This window comes from Sulfitobacter dubius (assembly GCF_027214245.1).
GTDB classification, from domain to species: Bacteria; Pseudomonadota; Alphaproteobacteria; order Rhodobacterales; family Rhodobacteraceae; genus Sulfitobacter; species Sulfitobacter dubius_A.
The window spans coordinates 141,463-165,649 of record NZ_JAPWHM010000006.1; the positions used below are offsets into that span (position 1 = coordinate 141,463).

The following is a 24,187-nucleotide window of genomic DNA, read 5'->3' on the forward strand; positions in this document are numbered from 1 at the left end:
GGTCAGGCTAGCGGGGCGGGGGGCGTTTTGGCAAGAAAAAATACCTTGGGCGGAAAATGCGCTGGGTGCGATCCGGTGCTGGTGCCTCTGGGGTGGGTGGCGTAAAAATGCGCCATGTCCAATGATCCCCGATTCATTCACCTGCGTAGCCACTCCGAGTATTCCTTGCTGGAGGGCGCGCTGCGGTTGAAAAAGCTGCCCGGCATGTGCCGCGATGCGGGCATGCCCGCGCTGGCGCTGACCGATACCAACAACATGTTCGCCGCCCTCGAGTTCTCGGTCGCCATGGCGGGCGCCGGCGTGCAGCCGATCATCGGCTGTCAGGTCGATGTGGCCTATGTCGAGGTGCAGCCGGGTGAGAAACCGCGCCCGCCTGCGCCGGTGGTCCTGCTGGCGCAAAGCGAATTGGGCTATGAAAACCTGATGAAGCTGAACTCTTGCCTCTACCTCGACAAGGGCGGCGCGGTGGCCGAGGTGACGCTGGCGGAGCTTGAGGCGCTGAGCGCCGATCTCATCTGCCTGACGGGTGGCCCGTTGGGGCCGGTGGGGATGCTTTTGCAAGGCGGCCAGCGCCCGGCGGCAGAGGCGTTGATGGCGCGGCTGCAGAGTGCCTTTGGCGACCGGCTTTATGTTGAGTTGCAGCGCCACCCCGAAGATGGCGGCCAGCCCGAGCCCGAGCGTCTGACCGAGCGCGGCTTTATCGAGATGGCCTATGCGATGGATATCCCGCTGGTCGCGACCAACGATGTCTATTTCCCGAAACCGGATATGTACGAGGCCCATGACGCGCTGATCTGCATCGCCGAGGGTGCCTATGTTGACCAAAGCCAGCCGCGCCGCCGCCTCACCGCGCAGCATTACTTCAAGTCGCAAGCCGAGATGGCGACGCTTTTCGCCGATTTGCCCGAAGCGCTGAGCAACACGGTCGAGATCGCCAAGCGCTGCGCCTTTATGGCCTACCGCCGCGACCCGATCCTGCCCAAGTTTGCCGATGATGAGGTCGCTGAGCTGCGCCGTATGGCCAACGAGGGGCTACAGGCGCGTTTGGCAGTGATCCCGCATGCGGTGAGCGTGGAGGAATACCAAAAGCGACTCGATTTCGAGCTGGGCATCATCGAAGGCATGGGGTTCCCCGGCTACTTTCTGATCGTTGCCGACTTCATTCAATGGGCCAAGGACAATGACATTCCGGTGGGGCCGGGGCGGGGTTCGGGGGCGGGGTCACTCGTGGCCTATGCGCTGACCATCACCGACCTTGACCCACTGCGCTATTCGCTGCTGTTCGAGCGTTTCCTCAACCCCGAGCGGGTCTCGATGCCCGACTTCGACATCGACTTTTGCATGGACCGCCGCGAAGAGGTGATCCGCTACGTGCAAGAGAAATATGGCCGCGACAAGGTGGGGCAGATCATCACCTTCGGTGCGCTTTTGTCCAAGGCGGCGGTGCGCGACATCGGGCGCGTCTTGCAGATGCCCTATGGGCAGGTCGATCGCCTGTCGAAGATGATCCCGGTGGAGGGGGTGAAACCCGTCTCCATCGAAAAGGCGCTGGCGGATGAGCCGCGCTTGCGCGAGGAGGCTAAGAACGAGGAAGTCGTGGACCGCTTGCTGACCTATGGCCAGCAGGTCGAAGGGCTGCTCAGGAACGCCTCGACCCACGCGGCGGGTGTGGTCATCGGCGACCGGCCGCTGGACCATCTGGTGCCGCTCTATCAGGACCCGCGCTCGGACATGCCGGCGACGCAGTTCAACATGAAATGGGTCGAACAGGCCGGGCTGGTGAAATTCGACTTTCTGGGTCTGAAGACCCTCACCGTCATCCAAAACGCGCTTGATCAGATCAAAGCGGGCGGGCGGCATTTGCACCTCGCCGCGGATGGGCGCCAGATCTATGAGCCGCCAGAGGGGCACGTGGATGACGTGGCCACGATCCCGCTCGACGATAAAGCGACCTACAAGCTTTACTCCAGCGCCAAGACGGTCGCGGTCTTCCAGGTGGAATCCAGCGGTATGATGGATGCGCTCAAGCGTATGAAGCCGACCTGTATCGAGGACATCGTGGCCCTCGTGGCGCTCTACCGTCCCGGCCCGATGGAGAACATTCCGGTCTATTGCGAGGTCAAGAACGGCCAGCGCGAGCTGGAATCCGTGCACCCGTCGATCGACTACATCCTTGAAGAGACCCAAGGCATTATCGTTTACCAAGAACAGGTGATGCAGATCGCGCAGGTTATGGCGGGCTACTCGCTTGGCGGCGCGGACCTGTTGCGCCGCGCCATGGGTAAGAAAATCGCCGAGGAAATGGCCAAGGAACGCCCCAAGTTCGAAAAGGGCGCGATGGCCAATGGCGTCGACAAGAAGAAGGCGGCGGAGGTCTTCGACCTTCTGGAGAAATTCGCCAACTACGGTTTCAACAAGTCCCACGCGGCGGCCTATGCGGTGGTCTCCTACCAGACGGCTTGGCTGAAAGCGAACCACCCGGTCGAGTTCATGGCCGGGGTGATGAACTGCGACATCCACCTGACTGACAAGCTAGCGGTCTACTTCGAGGAAGTGCGCAAACGGCTGGAACTGCCTTGGGTGCCGCCTTGTGTGAACCGCTCGGATGCGACCTTCAAAGTGGTCGATGGCGCGCTGGTCTATGCGCTTGGCGCGCTGAAGAACGTCGGGCTCGAGGCGATGCGGCTTGTGACCGAGGGGCGCAAGGTCGACGGCGTCGACAAGCCCTTTGCCACGCTCTTTGACCTCGCCCGCCGGGTGGACCTCAAGCGCGTGGGCAAGCGCCCACTTGAGATGCTGGTGCGCTCGGGCGCTTTTGACCAGCTCGACAGCAACCGGCGGCGGGTGTTCCAATCGCTCGACGGGCTGGTGAGCTACTCCGCGGCGATCCATGAGCAGAAAGCCAGCAGTCAGGTGTCGCTCTTTGGTGAGGCGGGCGATGATCTGCCCGAACCGCGGATGCTGCCCTGCGATGACTGGCAATCGGCGGAGCGGTTGGCCGAAGAATTCAAGGCTGTCGGCTTCTACCTCTCGGGCCATCCGCTGGACGACTACATGCCGCCCTTGAAACGCAAATGGGCGCGGGAGACCGGTTTGCCTTTCCTGACGCTCGACGAGCTCAACGAAAAAGTCTCGACCCGGGGCGCGATGAACGCGCGGCTCGCGGGCGTCGTGGCAGGCCGTCAGGAGCGCAAGTCGGCGCGGGGCAACCGCTTTGCCTTTGCCCAGCTGTCGGACACCACAGGCGGCTACGAGGTGACGATCTTCTCCGACGTGCTGGAGGCGTCGCGCGATCATCTGGAGGTCGGGTCCAAGGTCGTCGTCACTGTCGAGGCGACGATGGAAAGCGACCAGTTAAAGCTCTTGGCACGCGGCATCGGCCCGATCGACGCGGCGGTGGCGGATGCGGGCAGCATGGGGCTGCGCGTTTTCATCGACGGGCCGGGGGCCATTCAATCGGTGGCCGATGTGCTTGATGGCGCGCGCCAAGCGGTCAAGGCGGCGGGGAAGGGGCCGGTGCAGTTCTGCCTGATGGACCCAAGCCTGCCCGGCGAGGTCGAGGTTGATCTGGGGCGCGAGTTTCCGGTGACGCCGCAGATCAAGGGCGCGATCCGCTCGCTCGACGGGGTGATGGAGGTCGAGGAAATCTGACCTCGCCCCTCGCGCAGATCCGCCCTTTTTCCGCCCGTCAGTGGACGGCAAGCGGTGGCTGCGCTAACTGCCTGATAAGCAACGGGGAGCAAAGCATGAAACGACGCATCGGCCTTTTGATCATGGCAGCGCTTCCTTCGGCCTGCGGCATGACGCCCTCCGCGCCGGCGCCTCAGGTTGCGGAGATCGGCTTTGGTACCGCTTTGCCCTTTGGCGAGGTCGCCCGTGTCTGTGATGTGCGAGAGCAAGATTTGGGCAAGATGGTCGAAGAACCTGCGGCGCGGGGCTATCGGCTGTTCGATTCGCAACCCGGCAGCGCGGGACCGCGCAGTTTTTACATCACCGGTTTTGCGGATGACTGCGCGCGCCAGTTGACGGCGGCCAATGTCATGTTCGGCACGCCCTCGGTCTATGAGCAGTTGCATTATGGCCTGGGTGGGGAAAACCTGCCCATCGCTGAGACCGACGCGGCCTATGAGGCGATCAAGGCCAGTGTCTGTGGCGTGGGCAAGGGCAAACCCTGTGGCAAGCGGATTGGCACCCTCGACAAAACGGCGTTTTTCGTCAGCGCTTATGAGCGTTTGGGCCAAACCGCACGTTGGTCTGAGGTGCTGGTGCATGACGGGGCCGTGGCCGCCGTGGCAATGAAATCAGCGAACTGAGCGGCGCCGCGGCTCAGTAATGCGGTGGCCGTTCGTCGCCCAAAAGCACCGCGCCACCTCCTGAGGCATCCCGCTCCCCCTCGCGCTGCATCAACATATGCACGCGGCGGTTCAGGGTGACGATTTCATCCTCCTGACGGGTGACGATCTCTGACATATCATCGACCGCGCGGGTCAGATGGGCGATCTGCTCTTCGAGTTGGTTAATTCGTTCTGCGGTTTGATCTGGGGTTTGTTCTGGCATAGGGGCGCGTCCTTTTTGCGCGATTTAGCATGGGCGGGCGGCACAAGACAGGGGCAACACGCAGCGTTGCTTGCTCTTGCGGGGGGCTTGGGCTAGACGCGAGGCCAATTGATGCACCGAGGATCCTTGCCATGGCAAAGCCCAAGAAAACCCCCCGTCCCAAGGCGCAGACCCCGAAGGGGTTCCGCGATTATTTCGGGACTGAGGTGACCCATCGGGCCGAGATGCTCAGCAAGATCGCCGCAGTTTACCACCGTTATGGGTTCGACGCACTGGAAAGCTCGGGCGTGGAGACGGTCGAGGCGCTTGGCAAATTTCTCCCCGATGTGGACCGCCCGAACGAAGGCGTTTTTGCGTGGCAGGAAGATTCCGAAGGCGACAAGCCCGGCGATTGGCTGGCGCTGCGCTATGATCTGACAGCGCCCTTGGCGCGGGTCTATGCCCAGCACCGCAACGATCTGCCGATGCCCTATCGCCGCTATGCGATGGGGCCGGTTTGGCGCAATGAAAAGCCGGGGCCGGGGCGGTTTCGTCAGTTTTATCAGTGCGATGCGGATACCGTAGGCGCGCCATCAGTGGCGGCGGATGCCGAGATTTGCGCGATGCTGGCCGATTGTCTGGAAGAGGTCGGGATTGCGCGCGGCGACTATGTGGTGCGGGTGAACAATCGCAAGGTGCTGAACGGTGCGCTGGAGGTTGCGGGCCTTGCCGGAGACGACAAGGACACCGAGCGCGCCATCGTGCTGCGCGCCATCGACAAGTTGGACCGCCTCGGCGCAGAGGGCGTGCGCGCTCTGCTGGGAGAGGGCCGCAAAGACGACAGCGGCGATTTCACCAAGGGTGCCGGGTTGGCAGATGCGCAGGCCGATGTGGTCATGGGCTTCATGCAGGCCAAGCGTGACAGCGGGGCCGAGACTGTGGCGCGGCTGCGCGAGTTGGTCGCGGGCTCCGATGTCGGTGTGCAGGGTGTGGATGAGCTTGAGTTGATCTCTGACCTTCTGGCGGCGGGTGGCTATGGCCCTGACCGGGTGGAAATTGATCCGTCGGTGGTGCGCGGCCTCGGCTATTACACCGGTCCGGTGTTCGAGGCCGAGCTGACCTTTGAGATCAAAGACGAAAAAGGCCGCGCGCGGAACTTCGGATCGGTCGCGGGCGGTGGGCGCTACGACGATCTGGTGAAACGCTTCACCGGGCAGGAAGTGCCAGCAACCGGCGTCTCCATCGGTGTCGACCGTCTGCTCGCCGCGCTGGCCGCCAAAGGGCGGCTTGAGGCCGAAGCGACAGGCCCCGTCGTCGTCACGGTGATGGACCGGGACCGCATGGCCGATTATCAAGCAATGGTCGCGGAACTGCGGCAGGCGGGCATCCGGGCGGAGGTCTATCTGGGCAACCCAAAGAACTTCGGCAACCAGATGAAATACGCCGACAAGCGGCAAAGCCCGGTCGTCGTCATCGAAGGCGGCGACGAACAGGCGCGCGGTGTGGTGCAGATCAAGGACATGGTGCTGGGCGCGCAGCTTGCGCAGGAGGCCAGCCATGATGAGTGGAAAGAGCGCCCCAACCAATATGAGGTGCCCCGTGCTGATCTGATCAAAGCGGTCCGCGATATTCTGGATCGGGCGAGTTGATGCCGACACGTTCTGAAACGCTGGCGCGGGCCGCGTCGCTACGCGCGATTTTCGACGCGCAGGGCGCTGTGCTCGTCGAGCCGCCGATCCTGCAACCGGCCGACACGCTGCTGGACCTCTACGGCGAGGATATCCGCGCGCGCGCCTATGTCACCTCGGACGCGCTGCGTGGCGAGCAGATGCTGCGCCCCGATTTTACGGTGCCGGTGGTGCAGATGCACATGGCCCATGGGGCCGAGCCCGCGCGCTATACCTATTCCGGCGAGGTTTTCCGCCGTCAGGAACACGACCCGAACCGTGCCAATGAATACATTCAGGTGGGTTTCGAGGTCTTCGACCGCGCCGACCCGGCGGCGGCAGATGCCGAGGTTTTCGCCCTGATCGCTGAGGCGATGCAGGGGCTGCCGGTGCGCCCGGTGACGGGGGATATCGGTGTGCTGATGGCGGCGGTGCAGGGGCTTGATACCTCGCCCGCGCGCAAACAGGCATTGATGCGGCACATCTGGCGCCCGCGCCGCTTTCGCGCGCTGCTGGACCGCTATGCGGGGCGCAGCCCTGTGCCTGCCGGACGCAAAGCGTTGTTGGCCAAGGCAGAGGCCGAGATTTCGGCACCCATGGTCGGACTGCGCTCACAAGCAGAGATCGAAGCCCGCGTGGCAGCGCTGCGCGAGGATGCCAAGACCGCGCCGATTTCCGCGCAGCAAGTCGATCTGTTTGAGGCGCTGTTGGAGGTCAAAGAAACCCTACCGAACGCGCTGAGCCGCCTGCGCGATCTGGCCGTCGACATGCCCGCCATCGGCGATGCCGTGGCCCGCGTTGCGGCCCGCGCCGATGCGATGCGCGCCCGTGGGATCGACACCGACGCGCTGCTGTTCGAGGCCAGCCATGGTCGGTCTTCGATGGAATATTACGACGGTTTCGTCTTTGCCTTCCGCGCGGCCTCGCGGCCCGATCTGCCCAGCATCGCCAGCGGCGGGCGCTATGACGCGCTGACCCGGCGGTTGGGGCAGGGCGATGAAATCCCGGCGGTGGGCGGTGTGATGCGCCCCGGCCTGATGCTGGAACTGGGGGCCGGGCAATGACGCTGAAACTTGGCGTGCCGTCCAAAGGGCGGCTGATGGAAAAGACCTTTGAATGGTTCGGCGCGCGCGGCGTGAGCTTGCAGCGCACCGGGTCCGACCGCGAATATGCGGGCAAGGTCGAAGGTATCGAGGATGTCTCTCTGGTGCTGCTTTCTGCCGGAGAAATTCCGCGCGAACTGTCGGCGGGGCGGATCCATTTGGGCGTGACCGGCACCGATCTGGTGCAAGAGAAGCTGGCGCTCTGGGATCAACTGGTCGAGCCGCTGGAGGAATTGAACTTTGGCCATGCCGACCTGATCATCGCGGTGCCGCAGGCTTGGGTCGATGTCGATACGCTGGATGATCTGGATGCCGCCGCGGCGGCCTTCCGTGCTGAACATGGCTTCCGCCTGCGCATCGCCACGAAATACCACCGGTTGGTGCGGGAATTCCTGCGCACACACGGTGTGGCCGATTACGCGCTGGTCGACAGCCAGGGCGCGACCGAAGGCACGGTGCTGAATGAAACCGCCGAGGCGATTGCCGATATCACCTCCAGCGGAGAGACCCTGCGCGCCAATCACCTCAAGATCCTCAGCGACGGTTTGATCCTGCAATCGCAGGCCACACTCTGGCGGTCGCGCATGGCACCCCTAGAGGATCACAGCCGCAAAGCGCTGAAAACTCTGATCGCGCAATTGACCTGACGTAGCGTCATAGCCAGGGGTTTTTCTCTTCCCTTCCATATGATTGCACCTCCCGAGCCTCTCTGGCTCGGGCGCCTGTCGCCCTGTGACCTATCAAGAGACTTGCGGGATAGCGCGCTTCGGATAGGGTGAAAGGGTCAACAGGCCGATACCACAAGCTCCGCCAAAAGGGGCAGGGATCGGGACATAGGGAGGATCCGTCGATGATCGGATGTCACGCGCCCCTCGCGAGGGGCCGCAGCCGTCGCCGCATGGGAGTGGGCGATTGCTGAAGATTGAGGATTTGCATCTGTCCTTTGGCGGCATCAAGGCGCTGCAGGGGGTGAATTTCGAAGCCGGGGCCGGAGAGATCACCGGTGTCATTGGCCCCAACGGCGCGGGCAAGACCTCGCTTTTTAATGCGATATCAGGGTTTTACAAGCCCGACCGGGGGCGTGTGTCCTTTGACGGGCAGGATATCACCACGCTCAGCCCCGATAGGCGCGCAGGGCTGGGGCTGGCGCGGACCTTCCAGAACATCGCGCTGTTTCGCGGCATGACCGTGCTCGACAACATCAAACTGGGCGGTCACACGCGGCTCAATACCAACGTCTGGCAAGCGCTGCGCTATTTCGGCGCGGCGCAGAAGGCTGAGTTGGAGCTGCGCCGCGAGATCGAAGAGCAGGTCATCGATTTCCTTGAGATCGACCACATCCGCAAATACCCGATCACCATGCTGCCTTACGGTCTGCAAAAGCGGGTCGAACTGGGCCGCGCGCTGGCAATGCGCCCGCGCGTGCTGCTGCTGGATGAGCCGGTGGCGGGCATGAACCGGGAAGAGACCGCCGACATGGCGCGGTTCATCCTCGACGTGCAGGAGCAATTCGGCACCACGATCCTGCTGGTGGAACATGACATGCATATGGTGATGGACATCTGCAGCCGCATCGTCGTGCTGAACTTCGGCCAGCAGATCGCCAGCGGCACGCCCGAGGAGGTCTCGAACAACCCGGCGGTGATCGAAGCCTATCTGGGGGCCGCGGCATGACGATTTCTTTAAAAGAAATCGGTCCGGAATCTTTCAAAGATTCCGGGTCACCGGACAGGGAGGCATTTTGATGGGGCAGTTCGTGCAGTTCGCGATCAACGGGCTGATGGCCGGAGCGATATACGCGCTGATCGCCGTGGGGATCGTCAGCGTATACAAGGCGACCAAGGTGGTGAACTTCGCCCATGGTTACCTGATCATGTTCGGGGCCTATTTCTACTTCACCTTCGCAGTGATTGTGCCGGGCCAGCCCTGGGCGCCTGCTTGGCTCGCTTCTTGGCAGCCGGGCTGGATGGTCGAGATGCGGGGCGAATTGCCGATGTTCTCGCCGGTGGCGGCGGTGCTTGATTGGGTGGCGAACCTGCCGCGTATTCTGTTGGGTCTGGCGGGGGCGCTGGTCTGCAACGCCATTCTGGGCCGGATCATCGAGCGGGTATTGATGCGCCCGCTGATGGGGCAATCGATTTTTGCGATGATCATGGTGACGGTGGGGCTGATCTCGATCCTGTCGGGCGCGGCGCAATTGATCTGGACGGCGGATGCGGCAAGCGTGCCCTATATCGCGCCCAACATGCCGATCCGGTTTGAGTCGTTCGGCACGATGATCTTCCTCTTCGGCACTGATCTGGTGAACATGGTCGTGGCCCTGCTGCTTTTCGGTGGCATCGTCGCCTTCGTGAAGTTCACCAAGGGCGGCATTGCCATCCGCGCCACCGCCGAGGACCAGTCGACCGCCTATTCGATGGGTATTTCAGTGCCCAAGGTCTTCTCCCGCGCTTGGGTGCTGGCCAGCACCACAGGGGCCATCGCGGGGGCAATCCTCGCCACCCGCAACGGCATTTCACCGAGCCTTGGCCTTTTTGGTTTTTCGGTGCTGGCGATCGTGCTGATGGGCGGGCTCGACAGCTATATCGGCGTGCTGATCGCGGCGATGGTCGTGGGCGTGCTTGAGGCGATGACACAGTGGCAGATGGGCGGCGGCTGGGCCGAGATCGTGCCCTACGTCACCGTGCTGGTGGTGCTGATCTGGCGCCCGCACGGGCTGATGGGCCAGAAAGAGGTCGAGCGGATATGATCAACGCAAATCTCAAATCCAGCTATGCCGCCGATGAGCGGGTGCTGAACAACCGCTATAAGCAGGCCTTCGTTTACGGGTCGATCCTTGCGCTGGCGCTCTTCACTCTGTTCGGCAACGACTACCTCATTCTGATCGCCAGCCAGATGGGCATCCTGCTGATCGCCGTGGTGGGGATCAACATCCTGACCGGCTATACCGGGCTGGTCTCGCTGGGCCATGGTGCCTTCGTCGCCATCGGTGCCTATGCGGTGACCATCTTCGGTAACCTCGGCGCCGGGGTGATCCCGGCAGGGTTGATGCCCTTCGTCTCGGTGCCTTTGGCCGTCGCGCTGGCGGCGGCGGTCGGCGTGTTGGTCGGCCTGCCGAGCCTGCGGGTCAAGGGGCTTTACCTTGCCGTGGCGACGCTGGCGGCGAATTTCATCGTGATCTTTTTGATTGAAGAAGACCTCTTTGCCCCTTGGACTGGCGGCATGGTGGGGATCAATACCAATGTGCCCAATCTGCTGGGCTGGGAGTTGGATACCAAACGTGAGATGTTCGGTCTGATTGCGGCGGTGGGCTTGGTGTCGCTGCTGGCGGCGCAGAACTTGATCCGCACCCGCGTGGGTCGCGCCTTCATCGCCATTCGCGACCGCGACTATTCCGCCGAGATTCTCGGCATCTCGCTCTTGCGCTACAAGTTGATGAGCTTTGCCCTTTCGGCCGCGTACTGTGGTCTGGCAGGGGCGCTCTTCGCCTATTTCTACGCCCGCATCCTGCCTGAGCAGTTCGAACTGGCGCTCTCGCTCAACCTCGTGGCGGCGCTGATCATCGGTGGCATGGGGCGCACGATGGGGCCGGTCTTCGGCGTCATCATCGTCGTCATGGTGCCAGAGTTGATCAAGGTGCTCTTCGGCGCGCTCGCCGGCGACAGCGCCGGAGCCGGACAACTGCGCGCACCCCTCCAGCAGATCGCCTTTGGCGTGCTGCTGGTGTTGTTTCTGCTCAAGGAGCCCTTGGGCATCAACCAGATCGTCGACCGCATCCTGCGCGCCGCAAACCGTTGGCCGTTTGCGCGCGGATAATCAAAAGGCCACATCAGGGAGAAGACAGATGACCATGAACCGCCGATCCTTCCTCGCCACCACCGCCGCTGCGACGGCGGCCATGGGCACGCCGATGATCCTGCGCGCCCAGCCCAAGGAGTATGTGCTCGGCGCCTCGCTGCCGCTCACCGGGCCTTTTGCCACCGCCGGTCAGTTGGTCGCGCCTGCCTTTGCCATGGCCGCGAAGCTTTTCAATGACGAGGGCGGGGTGGCCGGGGTGCCCATTCGCTTCGTCACCGAGGATTCGGGCTATGTGCCGCAGAACGCGCTCAACAACTACCAGCGGGCGCTGGCCTCTGAAGGCAAGAACATGATCGGCTATTTCGCCGACAGCACCGGCGCGATGAAGCTGATCGCGCCTGAGCTCAAGGGCGAGAACGCCCGGATTATGGGATCGACCTCTTTCGCCTCTGAACTGGCCGACCCTGCGACGCATCCCTACCAGTATCTCTCGGGTCCGACCTACCAAAGCCAGTTCGACATCCTTTTGCAGAACATCAAGAACGAGGGCGGGCAGAAGGTCGCCTTCATCTTCTCCAACACCGAGTTCGGCCGCGATCCCATTGAGCATGGCCGCAAGACTGCTGAGGAACTGGGCCTTGAAGTCGTGCTGGAGGAAAGCACCAAGGCCGAAGGCGCGGATATCCCCACGCACGTTACGAAACTGGCGCAGTCCGGCGCGGATCACTGCATCCTTCAGGGTTATGTCACTGGCGTCTGGCCGCAGCTTATTGGCGGCGCGCGGCAGTTTGGTCTGCCGGTCAAGTTCAAGGGCACCTTCTGGGGCATGGAGAAACTGATCGCCGACCGCATCACCGCCGAGGCGGGGCCGTTCCTTGCCGGGTATGAGGGCGTCATGCCTTACCGCTATTTCTATGACCGCGAAGAGGCGCCGCGTTATCAGCAGTACGCCGAACTCAGCAAGCAAATGTTCGCGGGCACGCCGCTGGAGAACTACATGTCGACATGGGCGATCCAGACCATGTGCGGGCTGGAGATCGCCATGAAAGCCTTCCGCGACACCGCCGAGGCCGGGCTGGAACTGACGCCTGATAACATCGCCGAGAAGCTGGCGGGGATCTCGGACTGGGATTCTGGCGGCTTCTTCGGTGGGCCGGTGAGCATGGAAAACAACGCCATCGGGACGGGCCGGGTCTATGGCTACAACCCCGAGGACGGGTTGTTCACGCCGAAATCCGATTGGTTCACCGTTTGATAAACGCGGGGCGTCCGGCGGGCGCCCCAAACCCCAGAAAGAGGACGCGCCCGTGCTGACCATCGAGAACATCGAAGTGACCTACCACCATACGGTGCAAGCGCTGCGCGGGCTGTCACTGGAAGTGCCAGACGGCAAGATCGTCACGCTTTTGGGCACCAATGGCGCGGGCAAGACCACGACGCTGAAGGCGGCGAGCAACCTGCTAGCGTTGGAGAACGGCGAGGTTGGCGAGGGGCGGATCAGCTTCAAAGGTCAGTCGATCATGACGATACAGCCCGACCGTCTGGTGCAGCAGGGGCTGTTCCACGTGCGCGAGGGGCGGCGGATCTTCAGTGAAATGACGGTGGAGGACAACCTGATCGCCGCCTCCTACGCGCTGGACCGGCGGCAGGCGAAGCCGGACTATGACAAGGTCTATGCGTTTTTCCCGCGGTTGAAGGAGCGGCGCCGCCAGATCGCGGGCTATCTTTCAGGCGGGGAGCAGCAGATGCTGGCCTTTGGCCGGGCAATGATCGCGCGGCCTGAGTTGATCCTGATGGATGAGCCCTCGCTCGGCCTCGCACCCAAGGTGGTGGCCGAGATTTTCGACACGATTAAGCGGCTCAACCAAGAGGACGGCACCGCGATCCTGCTGGTGGAGCAAAACGCCGGGGTGGCCTTTTCGGTCGCCGACTACGGCTACATCATGGAGAGCGGTCAGATCGTCATGGAAGGGGATGTTGCCAAGTTGCGCGGCGACAAGGACATCCAGTCCTTCTACCTCGGCATGGGCGAGGAGGGCGGCGCGCGGCAATCCTTCCGCGATGTGAAACATTACAAGCGCCGCAAACGCTGGCTCAGCTAGGGAGGTCCGCCATGGCATTCGACGAGTTCAAGGGTGACTTCGCGCCGCTGGTCCGCATGGTGCACAACCATGCCAAGAACCGCCCCAACGGGGTGGCGATGCGGCAAAAGGAATTTGGCATCTGGAACGAGATCACCTGGGAGGGGCTGCAAGAGATCATGCAGGCCACCGCCGCAGGGCTGGTCGATCTGGGGCTGAACACGGGCGATCATGTCGGCATCCTTAGCGAGAACCGCAGCGAATGGGTGCAGGCGCAGTTCGGCATCAATGCGGCGGCGGGGGTGGTCGTGGGCATGTATCCCACCAGCCCGGCGGCGGAACTGGAGCATCTGGTGAATGCCTCGGATACCGCGGTGCTGTTCATCGAAGATCAGGAGCAGCTGGACAAGATCAAGGAACTGGGCGACCGGGTGCCGCAGCTGCGGCAGTTGGTGATTTTCAACCCCAAGGGAACGCGGGGCGAGGAACTGCTGGGGCTGATCAGTTTCGACGACCTGCTTGAGCGGGGCCGGGCGCGGCTTTCGGGGCTCGCCGACGATCTGCGCGCGCGGCAGGCGGGGATCGAGCCCGACGACACGGCGATGATGGTTTTCACCTCCGGCTCCACCGGCCTGCCCAAGGCGGCGGAGATTTCCTATGGCAATATCCACGCGGGCGTGGGTGTGGCGCGCGATGTCTTCGGGGACTACCCGCCCGGGACGGATGTGCTGAGCTATCTGCCGCTGTGCCACATCGCCGAACAGGCCGTGACGGTGATCAACGGGCTGGCGCAGCAATTCGTGATGAATTTTGGTGAGAGCCTTCGGACCATCACCCTTGATCTGCGCGAGGTCGCGCCGCAGGTCTTCTTTGGCGTGCCGCGGATTTGGGAGAAGATGCAGGCGGGGGTGCTGGTGCAGGCGCAGACCGCCGGGCGGATCAAGGGGCCGATGACGCTGATGGCGCTGAAAGGCGCACAGCGGCGCGGCATGATCCGGCGCGACAGGTGGAGCGCGGGGGACCGCATGGCGCATGCCTTTTGGGATACGCTCGTCTACCGGCACATCCGCAGCTATCTGGGGCTGGGGCGCACGAGTTTCGCGATCTCTGCCGCCGCGCCGATCAGCGCGGAGTTGCTCGGCTTCATGCGCGGTATCGGCGTGAACATCCGCGAGGCATGGGGCATGTCCGAAACCTCGGGCGTGGGCACGATCCAGAAATCATGGGGGCAATGCGACGGGCGCATCGGCTTTCCGGTCAGCGGCGTGCGCACTCGCATAGCCGAGGATGGCGAGGTGCTGTTCTCGGGCGGGACCATCTTCAAGGGCTATTACAAGAACCCCAAGGCCACCGCCGAGACGATCCGCGACGGCTGGCTGCATACAGGTGACGTGGGGCGAGAGGAGGCCGATGGCTCGATCACCCTGATCGACCGCAAAAAGGACATCATGATTAACGCGGCGGGCAAGAACCTTGCGCCCGCGCATATCGAGAATGTCATCAAGGCCAGCCCCTTCATCAAGGAGGTCGTGGCCGTGGCCGACAAGCGGCCCTATGTGACGGCGCTGGTGCAGATTGACATGGACACCGTACGGCTCTGGGCCGAGGGACAGGGGATTGCCTATACCACCTTCCGCTCGCTCGCCGAACATCCCAAGGTGCAAGAATTGATCGACGCGGAGGTGGCCAAGCAGAACCGCGATCTGGCACGGGTCGAGCAGGTCAAGAAGGTCTGGCTGATGCGCAAGGAGCTGGATCACGACGACGGCGAGGTGACGGCGACGATGAAGGTGCGCCGGGCCAAAATCTACGAACTCTACGGCAACCAGATCGAGGCGCTTTACGCCGCGTGAGACTCAGAGCACGCCGATCTCGGCCAGAGCACGGTTCAGCTCTACAGGGAGGTCGGCCTCGGCCTCGCGGCCCTCGGGCAGGTCGGGGGGGGCGTCCTCGGGTTTGAGGTAGCGCCAGCCTTGGAAAGCGCGGCGCAGGCTGTTTTGGGTGCGGATGATCTCGGGGTCGAGCACGATGGCGCAGCGGCGGATGCCGTCGGCGCGGGTGATCTCCTCCAGCCGGATAATGCGCTGGCGGGCTTGGATGACGCCTTTGATGACCCAATAGATCGAGCCGCCGTTGAGAATCTCGGCCTCGCGCTTGGGCCACATCCGCGTGACATGGCGCGGCAGACCGTCCTTGGTCCGCACGTCCTTGCGCGCCTGCCATTTGGCGAGGCTCTCGACGCCCTCGGTGCCGACCGAAAGTTTGATTAGATTGATGTAGTTATCCAAAAGTTCCCCCGCAGTGCTGCCCGAGAATGCGCCTCTATATAGTAGTTTCCCCTTCGGAGCTAGCAAGGTATTGTGGTAGACTGAAGAATAAATTCCCGTAGATGTGCATTTTGGGCGTTGAGAAATCGGCCCTTCATGTTGTATCGATGCCAACTCTTAAGTCGCATTCGTGCTGCCCTCACGACTCAAAGGAACCGTTGTATGTCCCGCTTTACCGCCCCGATCGCCGAACAAATCTGGGATATGAAATACCGTTTTAAAGGGGCCGATGGCACCGCCAAGGACGTCACGGTTGAGGACACATGGCGCCGCATCGCGCGCGACCTCGCGCAGGTCGAATCGAAGGCGGATGTTTGGGAAGACAAGTTTTTCAACGCGCTGGAGGATTTCAAATACCTCCCCGCTGGCCGCATCACCGCAGGCGCGGGCACCGCGCGCCGCGTGACCCTGTTCAACTGCTTCGTCATGGGCACCGTGCCTGACAGCATGTCGGGTATCTTCGACATGCTCAAAGAGGCCGCGCTGACCATGCAGCAGGGCGGGGGAATCGGCTATGACTTCTCCACCATTCGGCCACGCGGCGCGGATGTGCTGGGCGTATCGGCGGATGCCTCCGGCCCGCTGTCCTTCATGGATGTCTGGGACGCGATGTGCCGCACCATCATGTCCGCAGGCTCGCGCCGCGGCGCGATGATGGCGACCATGCGCTGCGACCACCCGGATGTAGAGGATTTCATCGCCGCCAAGTCCGACCCCGCGCGTTTGCGCATGTTCAACATGTCCGTGCTGGTCACCGACCCCTTCATGGAAGCTGTGAAGGCCGACGGCTCGTGGGACCTCGTTTTCGGCGGCAAGGTCTATAAGACCGTGCAGGCGCGCGATCTGTGGAACAAGATCATGCAGGCGACCTATGATTATGCCGAGCCGGGCGTGATCTTTATCGACCGCATCAACGCCGCCAACAACCTGAACTATTGCGAGACCATCGCCGCCACCAACCCCTGTGGCGAGCAGCCGCTGCCGCCCTATGGCGCCTGCCTGTTGGGTTCGATCAACCTTGCCCGTCTGGTCGCCCAGCCATTCGAGGATGACGCCCATCTCGACCAAGACGCGATGAGCGAACTGGTCGCCACCGCCGTTCGCATGATGGACAATGTCGTCGACGTGTCGAACTTCCCGCTGCCCGAACAGGCCGCTGAGGCGCAGAACAAGCGCCGCATCGGTCTGGGTGTCACCGGCCTTGCTGATGCGCTCTTGATGGTCGGCCTGCGCTATGGCTCCGACGAGGCGGCGGCGCAGACCGAGGCATGGCTCAAAGCCATCGCCCGCGCCTCCTATCTGGCGAGCGTGGAACTGGCGAAAGAGAAGGGGGCTTTCCCGCTCTTCGATGCCGAAAAGTTCCTCGCCTCCGGCACCATGATGCAGATGGACGACGATGTGCGCGATGCGATCCGCGAACACGGCATCCGCAACGCGCTGCTGACCTCCATCGCGCCCACTGGCACGATCAGCCTTTACGCGGGCAATGTAAGCTCGGGGATCGAGCCGGTCTTTGCTTACGCCTACACCCGCAAGGTGCTGCAGAAAGATGGCAGCCGGACCGAGGAAGAGGTCGTCGACTACGCGGTGCAGATGTGGCGCGAGTTGAAGGGCGACACGCCACTGCCCGACTATTTCGTCAACGCTCAGACTCTGCCACCCGCCGACCACGTCAAGATGCAGGCCGCGGCGCAGAAATGGATCGACAGTTCGATCTCCAAGACCATCAACTGCCCCGAAGATATCTCCTTCGATGCCTTCAAGGACGTCTATATGCAGGCGTGGGATACGGGCTGCAAAGGCTGCACCACCTACCGCCCCAACGACGTGACTGGCTCGGTCTTGAGCGTCTCGTCGGAGAAGACCGACAAGGCCCCCGCCGACAGCCCCGATCAGGTCAGCGAGGGCGGCGAGATCGTCTATATGTCCGACCCGCTGGACCGTCCGGCGGAACTGGAGGGCAACACCTACAAGGTCAAATGGCCCGACAGTGAGCACGCGCTCTACATCACCATCAACGACATCGTGCTGAACGGCCACCGTCGCCCCTTTGAGGTCTTCATCAACTCCAAGAACATGGAGCATTTCGCCTGGACCGTGGCGCTGACGCGCATGGTTTCTGCCGTGTTCCGCCGTGGTGGTGACGTGTCCTTTGTGGTTGAGGAACTCAAGGCTGTCTTCGACCCGCGCGGTGGGGCTTGGATGCAGGGCAAGTACATTCCCTCCATCCTCGCGGCCATCGGCGGCGTGATCGAGCGCCACATGATCGCCACCGGCTTCATCGCGGGCGAGGGCATGGGCCTGAAAACCGACCCGCAGGCGAAGGTCGTCGGCCTCGATGCGCCGCGTGGCAAGTCATGCCCGTCTTGCGGTCAGTTCGATATGCGGATGGTCGAAGGGTGCATGACTTGTGGGAGCTGTGGGCATAGTAAGTGTGGGTGATTTTTGGGGGTGGTAGGAGGCAGTCCAAGGAGAAGCGTGCGCAGAGAAAACTTAAAAGCGTGCGCAAAACCTTGGAGGTGCTTGGGTTTCTACATCGACTCAGTCACAAGTCACTGAAAAAAATGGGAAAAGAAGCGCCGCCTTCGCTCTTTTCCTTTTTTCCGATGCAGTAAAGAGCGCATAAAGGTCTGTCGGTATGTCTGAGCGCAGGTAGACACTCCCTTACTATTCCCCAACGGGGGAGAACGGGTTGACCGATCGGGGCACTTCCTTTGGAGGACAGCTTTTGCCAGCTCATGCCTAAGTACAGGAACATCGTGCGCGGGGTGAAATACCGTTTGTGGAAATACGCGGCAACCTCATCGGTGATTAGTACTGCAGGCAGTGAAACGAGAAGCGGGCGCACGATCCTCGAATAACGGTCCTGCTCGGCATCATACTTCGCAATTCAGCTGTACTGCCGAACCGGAATGGTTCGCTACGAAACTGTAAACAAGGAAGACGGAGCATTCAGCCCCGCCCACCTCTTGGAGTTTATCCGCAGTCGTAACCGACTGCTGGGTCCACCTCCGCCCGGAGAAAGAGCTTTCCATAATTAATGCCATCAGGACTGAACGGGTAAACGCCAGCGGCAACAAGTAAGGTGGACATCTGTTGCCAGGATCTTCCGTGCGCTTTGGACATGGTCCGGTATGTATAGAACTTCTCGTGGAACTGAACCGAGTCCACCTCTGCGAAATACCGTTGCATGGCGCGGGTTCGGGGGTTCCGGATGGAGGTCGCCGTTGTATGTCCATTCGAGATAAGTCGGTTCAGAAATACCGGCTGCCCGATACCCACGGTCTTTGCAAAAATCTCCAAAGACATGGCGGCCGGCCCATCATCTGATAGAGTCGCCGAAACTTCGTCGTGATAGACGTAGATAGCCTTGTACCCATCGAAATCGGAATGATTCCCAACCCGTCGGACCCGGCCTTGCTGGATTGCCTTTACGATATCGCCGGGTCGGATCTTCAATCGTGCTGCAGATTTTGAGATGTGTTCCCATCCGTGCTGGGCCTGTTGGAGAGGCTCGGCTCCGGCAAGCAGGCTGTCAATAAAGGCCTGCCCTTCCCGGGGATCCCAGATATTTTTCGTGGTGGTGTCTGCCAACTTCGGAGCAAGGACACCATCCTCTGACAGCCGGTCGAACTGGGATCGTGACATGCCGAGACCTTCGGCAAAGGACTTTGCTGGCAGCAGGGTCGTCAGTGAATCGAGCAGGGGCGCGGCAGCATCCGCGTCGAACACTGCCCAAGCGTCGTGACGGGCGTCATTCAGGATTCCAGCGCTCTCCAGCATCTTCCGCATACGGCGTGGGTCGATCCCTGTTTCCCGGGAGGCCGAACGCACCGAATGTAACCGTCGCCTTTCCACTGGTTCCCCGAGCAGATCATCTCCGGCGTTGAGGGGCCAAGTTTCAAGCAGGTGATCCCGCAGGATGTCACGGAAGGGAGCATATTCAGGGACATCAGCGTAGTCTCGGGACAAACGGTCATATAGAACCGGATAAATTGCCTTTGGCCCCTGATGTGGATCTCCGGGTAGGTCCTGCAAGCGTTGCAAGGCGGTCTTGATAGACTTTGGACCATGCCGGGAGACCTCATATCCCATTTGTAGTAAGGCCCAGCGATCCTCCGGGTCGACGTCCGATGGCGCTGTGGTCTCATGACGCATGCGGGCACTTCCCAGTAAAAAGCAGAAGGTGGAGGCTGCGTGCAGAGGATGCAGATCTAACCAGTCGTTTCCTGGCCCATCAACAAGCCTGGCTTCCAGCCACTTGTCGAAGTCCGTCAGTTCACGAATCTCGCGGTCAAACTCACCGGCAACAATGGCTGGCGCAATAGACCGGAATTGCGTCACGGTGTCATATCGCGCGAAGGGCTGGGTCTCCCGCCAGAGCGGGACAAGAGGGTGCTCATGCGCAAGGCAGATAGTCACGTGCGGAACCAGCCAGTGCCCGCGGATTGCCATCGAATGCTCTGGTGACCGTTCCGATGCACTGGCGTCCTGTTTCAGACAGATGGGACATCCCCGGATTTCAGGGCTGCGGATGGTTTTTGCAGGATAGATTTCGCCGCAAAGTTCATGGCGACGACCTTCAAGTTTTGTTCCCGACCAGTGTTGGAGGCACTCGTGATCAGCCCCGCCCAATAAGGCTAGTATCCTGATCATATCCTGTTCACCGTTCAGAATGCGCTGGAAGGGAATACCTAGTTCAAAGCCGAAGTCTCGTAAGTTCACTTTATTTGCTGCCGCCAGCCTAGACATGTGGGAGAATGCGGTTTCCCGCGGGACGGAGTCTGTCCTGAGACGAAGGGGCGCGACATTGATCATAAATTGCTCTTATTGTTCGTTTCATGACCCAGTTATGCCACGTTTAATTAACTACAAGCCAATACCCTGTTTCAATGGCCGTCTTTCGTACGGCCGGATCCACAGCATCCACAATCAAGCTCCATTGGGGTTCTGTCAGGCGTATCCGAACGAGACCAAACCTCTCTACGTCAGAAGGCCCAGGAACAGAGCGCCACGCGATGTCAAAGTAGTCTCTGCCTCAAGTGACCGACACGAACGGCCCATTGCGGACCTTGGCCACCGCCTCAAGATGCTGCGGTGCGGCTCGTCATTGCGGACATTCGCTGCAACCGCAATAATCTGATGCTTGGCAAACTCACAGTCTGCGGGACTTTGCTGCCATTCGACGAACGCGGTCCCCCTAAGATTTAGAGTGGCCAAGCCTTTGCGGCAAACTGGGCTAGCTCAAGTTGCCGTTTCTCAATTGCCTTGGGTGACCATTTTGAGATTTCCGCGATATTAGCCGTCAATACAAATTTTGACTTCTCGAAGATCGCTTTCTTTGCCGCGAACGTAGAATTATCCATTTGATTGTTTGGTTTTTTCTGAAGCAGGCAAAGGTTTCCAATACGAGTCTTAAATATCCTCCGCTCATCATCTGAAAACTCAGACCATGTCCCGTCTTTAGGAGTTTTAGGGAAGATATGCTCAAGCGTAACTGCCATTTCGTCTTCGTTTACAATGAACTGCGGTTCGGATTCATCGTTTGCGACGCCTTCAAGGGTACGTAGGTAGTACCTTGCCAAACCGGCATTTGATGCTTTCGCAACACTAAATACTTGGATAAATTCGCTATCGTTAATCAACACTGCCTTTAGCGCTTTTTTTAGGTCTTTCGTCGTAGTTATTTCACCTTGATAAACAGCTCTCGCTGCATTCGAAAATGCCTGTTCGTTACTTCCCGTCCGAGTCTGAGATGCCAGAATGAGTCTGACGCTTATTGAGTGCAGGAGCTTCGTAGCTGTCCGAAAGCTGGCCTTGTTAAATTTTAAACTTACTGCATAGAAAAGCGGTCTAATTGGTTTGAGGTCAAACTTGTTGAACGCTTCAATTGCCCTCTTTGTTTCGGTAGGATGTTTCGCCCATTCTTCAGAGTCGTGATGAAAAGTTGCAGTATAACGCGCCGAATATGTCTTTAATTCATTGAGGAATTTTATGGACTCCGAAGATCCTCGAATTTCGTTCTGTATCACTTCGTATACATCATCGGCTCTAACGAACTTTCGAGTTGCAATTAAATGGTGCCGAAGGAAAGTTAAGCTTCTTTCGTCGTCATCTAGCTCGCGGAGGTTTTCAAGCATTGAGGACCAGCAAACCTGTGCTTGGTCAATTTCGTTATTAGATTCTCCGAACAAGAAACTTTTGACGAGGTCGGCTTTAGAGGTTCTCAGGCCACGATCATTCAACGTTTCGAACATCTTAAATGCCCGCGCCCCATCAGACGCTTTCAACAGCACTACCTGCGCTTCGTTTTCAAGGTAGTCTAACCAAGAGTCGATAACATCGGGAACGTCGGAATCGGAAACTACCGCCGAAATCTGCCCTACCCATTTCCGCGCTGCTTTAACGGACTCAATTAGCAAGTCGTGAGAATCCCGTGTTGGCCGCAACTCACTAAGTTTTGAATTGGGCTTCGTTAGTTCTTTGAAGAACGCATCGTCGTCTGTGTTCATAGTGAGGCGAGGTTTATCGCCCTCTTTGCGATCTGGAATAGTGAGGATTACATTCTCAATATTTTTGACGATCGTATCACCTTTAGAAATTGCCCTAAGTTTGTCGCGCATAGCGCATATCAAAAGATAAGTTGTAGTTAACCGCTGCTGCCCATCAACAACTTGAAGTGGACCAGTTCCTTTGTCTTTGTCTTTGATTGCCACGATTGTACCAAGAAAATAATCGTGGCGCTTCTCTTTCGCAGCAGCCAAATCTGTAAATAGGCGATTAACTTGATCGCCCGTCCACGCGTAGTCGCGTTGATGTGGAGGTATCTTGAGTACATTCGACGATAGCACTTTGGCTAATCCAACCGACTCGAAATCGAAGCCTTTGTCTTTTGTCATGATTTCATCCAATCTAATACTCTTGGCTAGCAAAACATAGTTTGAGTGACACTTCCAGCGGTCTCACTCCTCAACCTTTCCCCTCAGCTTCTTCACTTCCCCACGCTCTTGCTTCCCCGCCAGTCGCCGCTTGACTAACCATAGGTCGGCTTGGTTGAACCACAGGCCAATGGCTATTTCACGATTGTTGAAGGCTTGCTGCAACCAAGTGAGAAACTGCTTGATATTCAGATTCTTTGTACTCGCAGAGTGACGCATTCGACTACACAGCCACTACAGCCTGCATTCTGACTTACAGAATTCTTTCACCGGGGCAGGTTGCGGAAAGGGAAGGAGGCGAATGTCCGGTTCCATGACCGTGAACTTAAGCTCTTCATGCTCGCAGCGAAAGTCCGGTTTCCGCCCTTCGTCGCAGAGGTCTTCGCGGCTGCAGCGAGGACTAACCGCCCGCAGCGAACGGCAGGAAGGTCAGTTCCCCCGAACTTCATCCGCCGAGAATGTGACAAGATGGACGAATGTCTGGTTTGGTGGAGCTTCACCGCAGCGCGCGGCTACGAGGCGAACGACCACTCTGGGCCGTCCTTGACTACGGCGAGACGACCGCACAGGGGTCAGGAATTGATATCGCTGCGCGGGGGCGTCGGCGGCGGCGATGCCCAGGAGGACCGGAATATCCGCGCCCGCTGCACGCCGCCGTCGGCACGACGACCCGTCGGCTACCCGCACAACCGGCGGAACCAATTTCGCTGCCGAGCGTTCCTTGAGCATGAAACTAAATTGCGAACGTCACGGTGCCGGACCACCCTTGCTCCTGGTTCACGGGTTGGGTGGAAGCGTCCGGTCCTGGGACGGCATCCTGCCGATGCTTGCTCGCGAACGCGAAGTCATATTGGTCGATCTGCCTGGGCACGGGGGGTCTCCGGCGCTTTCGGGACGCCAGACGATTGCCGCCTATGCTGATGCGCTCGAACACTTCATCGACCGGAACGGGCTCGCCGACATTGATACCGTCGGCAGTTCCGTCGGTGCGCGGCTGGTGCTGGAACTGGCACGGCGCGGCATCGGCGGCCACACGGTCGCTTATGATCCGGGTGGTTTCTGGCGCGGCTGGGAGACGGCGTGGTTCCGCTCCACGCTTGCCGTCTCGGTCCGGCTGGTGCGCCTCTTGCGGCGGCACATTCCGGCGCTCTCGCACAGCCGTGCCGCGCGGGCCGTTTTGCTCGCGCAACTGTCGGCGAAGCCCGGCGCTCTTGATCCCCTGCTGGTCCGGAACGAGCTGACGGCCATAGCCGAGACAGACGTGTTCGACGCGATGCTGCGCGAACTGGCGCGTGGTCCGTTGCAGGAGGGGACCGCCACACCTCCGGGCCGCGTGACGATTGGCTGGGGCCGTCAGGACCGTCTCCTGCTGCCACGTCAGGCGGAGCGAGCACAAGCGGCCTTCCCCACCGCGCGGTTGCACTGGTTCGAGCGGTGTGGTCACTTCCCGCAATGGGACCGCCCGAAGGAGGCCGCTGAGGTCATCTTGAAGACGATCGCGAGATGAGGTGTGGATAACGGACGTGACCTCTCACGCGTGGTCCCGCTCCTCGAGAAACTGCATGATGACACGGAGATAACTCGAGCGAATGCTTCCTTTGTCCGCTCTGCCGAACTTCACCTTCGAAAATGATGCGCGAGGAATGAATGGCCGATATCTTGAAGCTGCATCGCAGCGTTCGATCATCAAGGTAATGGCAGGTCTGGGCCGGCCGCGACAGACCGGCCCCTGGCGCT

The 24,187-nt window shown here is 60.5% G+C and carries 17 protein-coding genes; 13 read left to right on the plus strand and 4 right to left on the minus strand.

Annotated elements, in window-relative coordinates; all coding sequences use genetic code 11:
* Positions 1-114: 114 nt before the first annotated feature.
* Both dnaE and O4H31_RS16220 read left to right on the plus strand, forming a co-directional pair.
* Positions 115-3,651, plus strand: a complete 3,537-nt coding sequence (dnaE, locus tag O4H31_RS16215) for a DNA polymerase III subunit alpha (protein WP_269347467.1) — start codon at positions 115-117, stop codon at positions 3,649-3,651.
* A gap of 95 nt (positions 3,652-3,746) precedes the next feature.
* Positions 3,747-4,313, plus strand: a complete 567-nt coding sequence (locus O4H31_RS16220; RefSeq protein ID WP_269347469.1) for a hypothetical protein — start codon at positions 3,747-3,749, stop codon at positions 4,311-4,313.
* Between the two features lie 13 nt (positions 4,314-4,326).
* Here O4H31_RS16220 and O4H31_RS16225 read toward each other — a convergent pair whose 3' ends face one another.
* Positions 4,327-4,521, minus strand: a complete 195-nt coding sequence (locus O4H31_RS16225) for a SlyX family protein (protein ID WP_093928613.1) — start codon at positions 4,519-4,521, stop codon at positions 4,327-4,329.
* A 167-nt stretch (positions 4,522-4,688) separates the two neighbouring features.
* Between O4H31_RS16225 and hisS the strand changes: the two genes are divergently transcribed.
* The 9 genes from hisS to O4H31_RS16270 all read left to right on the plus strand — a co-directional run bounded on the left by hisS (position 4,689) and on the right by O4H31_RS16270 (position 15,038).
* Positions 4,689-6,185, plus strand: a complete 1,497-nt coding sequence (gene hisS, locus O4H31_RS16230; RefSeq protein WP_269347471.1) for a histidine--tRNA ligase — start codon at positions 4,689-4,691, stop codon at positions 6,183-6,185.
* Complete coding sequence (locus O4H31_RS16235; protein ID WP_269347473.1) at positions 6,185-7,267, plus strand: ATP phosphoribosyltransferase regulatory subunit; 1,083 nt, start codon at positions 6,185-6,187, stop codon at positions 7,265-7,267. Before hisS ends, O4H31_RS16235 begins: the two co-directional genes overlap by 1 nt.
* A complete protein-coding gene (hisG, locus tag O4H31_RS16240) occupies positions 7,264-7,953 on the plus strand; it encodes an ATP phosphoribosyltransferase (protein WP_067624598.1) in 690 nt (229 codons plus the stop codon). Before O4H31_RS16235 ends, hisG begins: the two co-directional genes overlap by 4 nt.
* 211 nt (positions 7,954-8,164) lie before the next feature.
* Positions 8,165-8,980 carry an ABC transporter ATP-binding protein gene (locus O4H31_RS16245; RefSeq protein WP_067938221.1) on the plus strand — a complete coding sequence of 272 codons (816 nt, stop codon included), beginning with the start codon at positions 8,165-8,167 and terminating at the stop codon, positions 8,978-8,980.
* Between the two features lie 70 nt (positions 8,981-9,050).
* Positions 9,051-10,055, plus strand: a complete 1,005-nt coding sequence (locus O4H31_RS16250) for a branched-chain amino acid ABC transporter permease (protein WP_269347478.1) — start codon at positions 9,051-9,053, stop codon at positions 10,053-10,055.
* On the plus strand, positions 10,052-11,122 hold the full coding sequence (locus O4H31_RS16255; protein ID WP_067938217.1) for a branched-chain amino acid ABC transporter permease: 1,071 nt from the start codon (positions 10,052-10,054) through the stop codon (positions 11,120-11,122). The genes O4H31_RS16250 and O4H31_RS16255 overlap by 4 nt, the downstream gene beginning before the upstream one ends.
* A gap of 28 nt (positions 11,123-11,150) precedes the next feature.
* Positions 11,151-12,359 carry an ABC transporter substrate-binding protein gene (locus tag O4H31_RS16260; protein WP_236627389.1) on the plus strand — a complete coding sequence of 403 codons (1,209 nt, stop codon included), beginning with the start codon at positions 11,151-11,153 and terminating at the stop codon, positions 12,357-12,359.
* 52 nt (positions 12,360-12,411) lie between these two features.
* A complete protein-coding gene (locus tag O4H31_RS16265) occupies positions 12,412-13,206 on the plus strand; it encodes an ABC transporter ATP-binding protein (RefSeq protein WP_067629504.1) in 795 nt (264 codons plus the stop codon).
* An 11-nt stretch (positions 13,207-13,217) separates the two neighbouring features.
* The gene (locus O4H31_RS16270; RefSeq protein WP_269347481.1) at positions 13,218-15,038 is read left to right on the plus strand and encodes an AMP-dependent synthetase/ligase; all 1,821 of its coding nucleotides are present in this window, start codon (positions 13,218-13,220) and stop codon (positions 15,036-15,038) included.
* 3 nt (positions 15,039-15,041) lie between these two features.
* Here the strand turns inward: O4H31_RS16270 and O4H31_RS16275 are convergent, their stop codons facing one another.
* Positions 15,042-15,473, minus strand: a complete 432-nt coding sequence (locus tag O4H31_RS16275; protein ID WP_067938213.1) for a DUF1489 family protein — start codon at positions 15,471-15,473, stop codon at positions 15,042-15,044.
* Between the two features lie 201 nt (positions 15,474-15,674).
* Between O4H31_RS16275 and O4H31_RS16280 the strand changes: the two genes are divergently transcribed.
* The gene (locus O4H31_RS16280) at positions 15,675-17,954 is read left to right on the plus strand and encodes an adenosylcobalamin-dependent ribonucleoside-diphosphate reductase (protein ID WP_269347484.1); all 2,280 of its coding nucleotides are present in this window, start codon (positions 15,675-15,677) and stop codon (positions 17,952-17,954) included.
* A gap of 534 nt (positions 17,955-18,488) precedes the next feature.
* On the opposite strand, the gene O4H31_RS16285 is transcribed toward O4H31_RS16280, so the two are convergent.
* Complete coding sequence (locus O4H31_RS16285; RefSeq protein WP_269347486.1) at positions 18,489-20,330, minus strand: TniQ family protein; 1,842 nt, start codon at positions 20,328-20,330, stop codon at positions 18,489-18,491.
* Positions 20,331-20,719: 389 nt separating this feature from the next.
* Positions 20,720-22,411, minus strand: coding sequence for a DUF262 domain-containing protein (locus tag O4H31_RS16290; RefSeq protein WP_269347488.1), 1,692 nt, complete (start codon positions 22,409-22,411; stop codon positions 20,720-20,722).
* 766 nt (positions 22,412-23,177) lie between these two features.
* On the opposite strand from O4H31_RS16290, the gene O4H31_RS16295 reads away from it, so the two are divergent.
* Positions 23,178-23,957, plus strand: coding sequence for an alpha/beta fold hydrolase (locus O4H31_RS16295; RefSeq protein WP_269347494.1), 780 nt, complete (start codon positions 23,178-23,180; stop codon positions 23,955-23,957).
* Positions 23,958-24,187 lie beyond the last annotated feature (230 nt).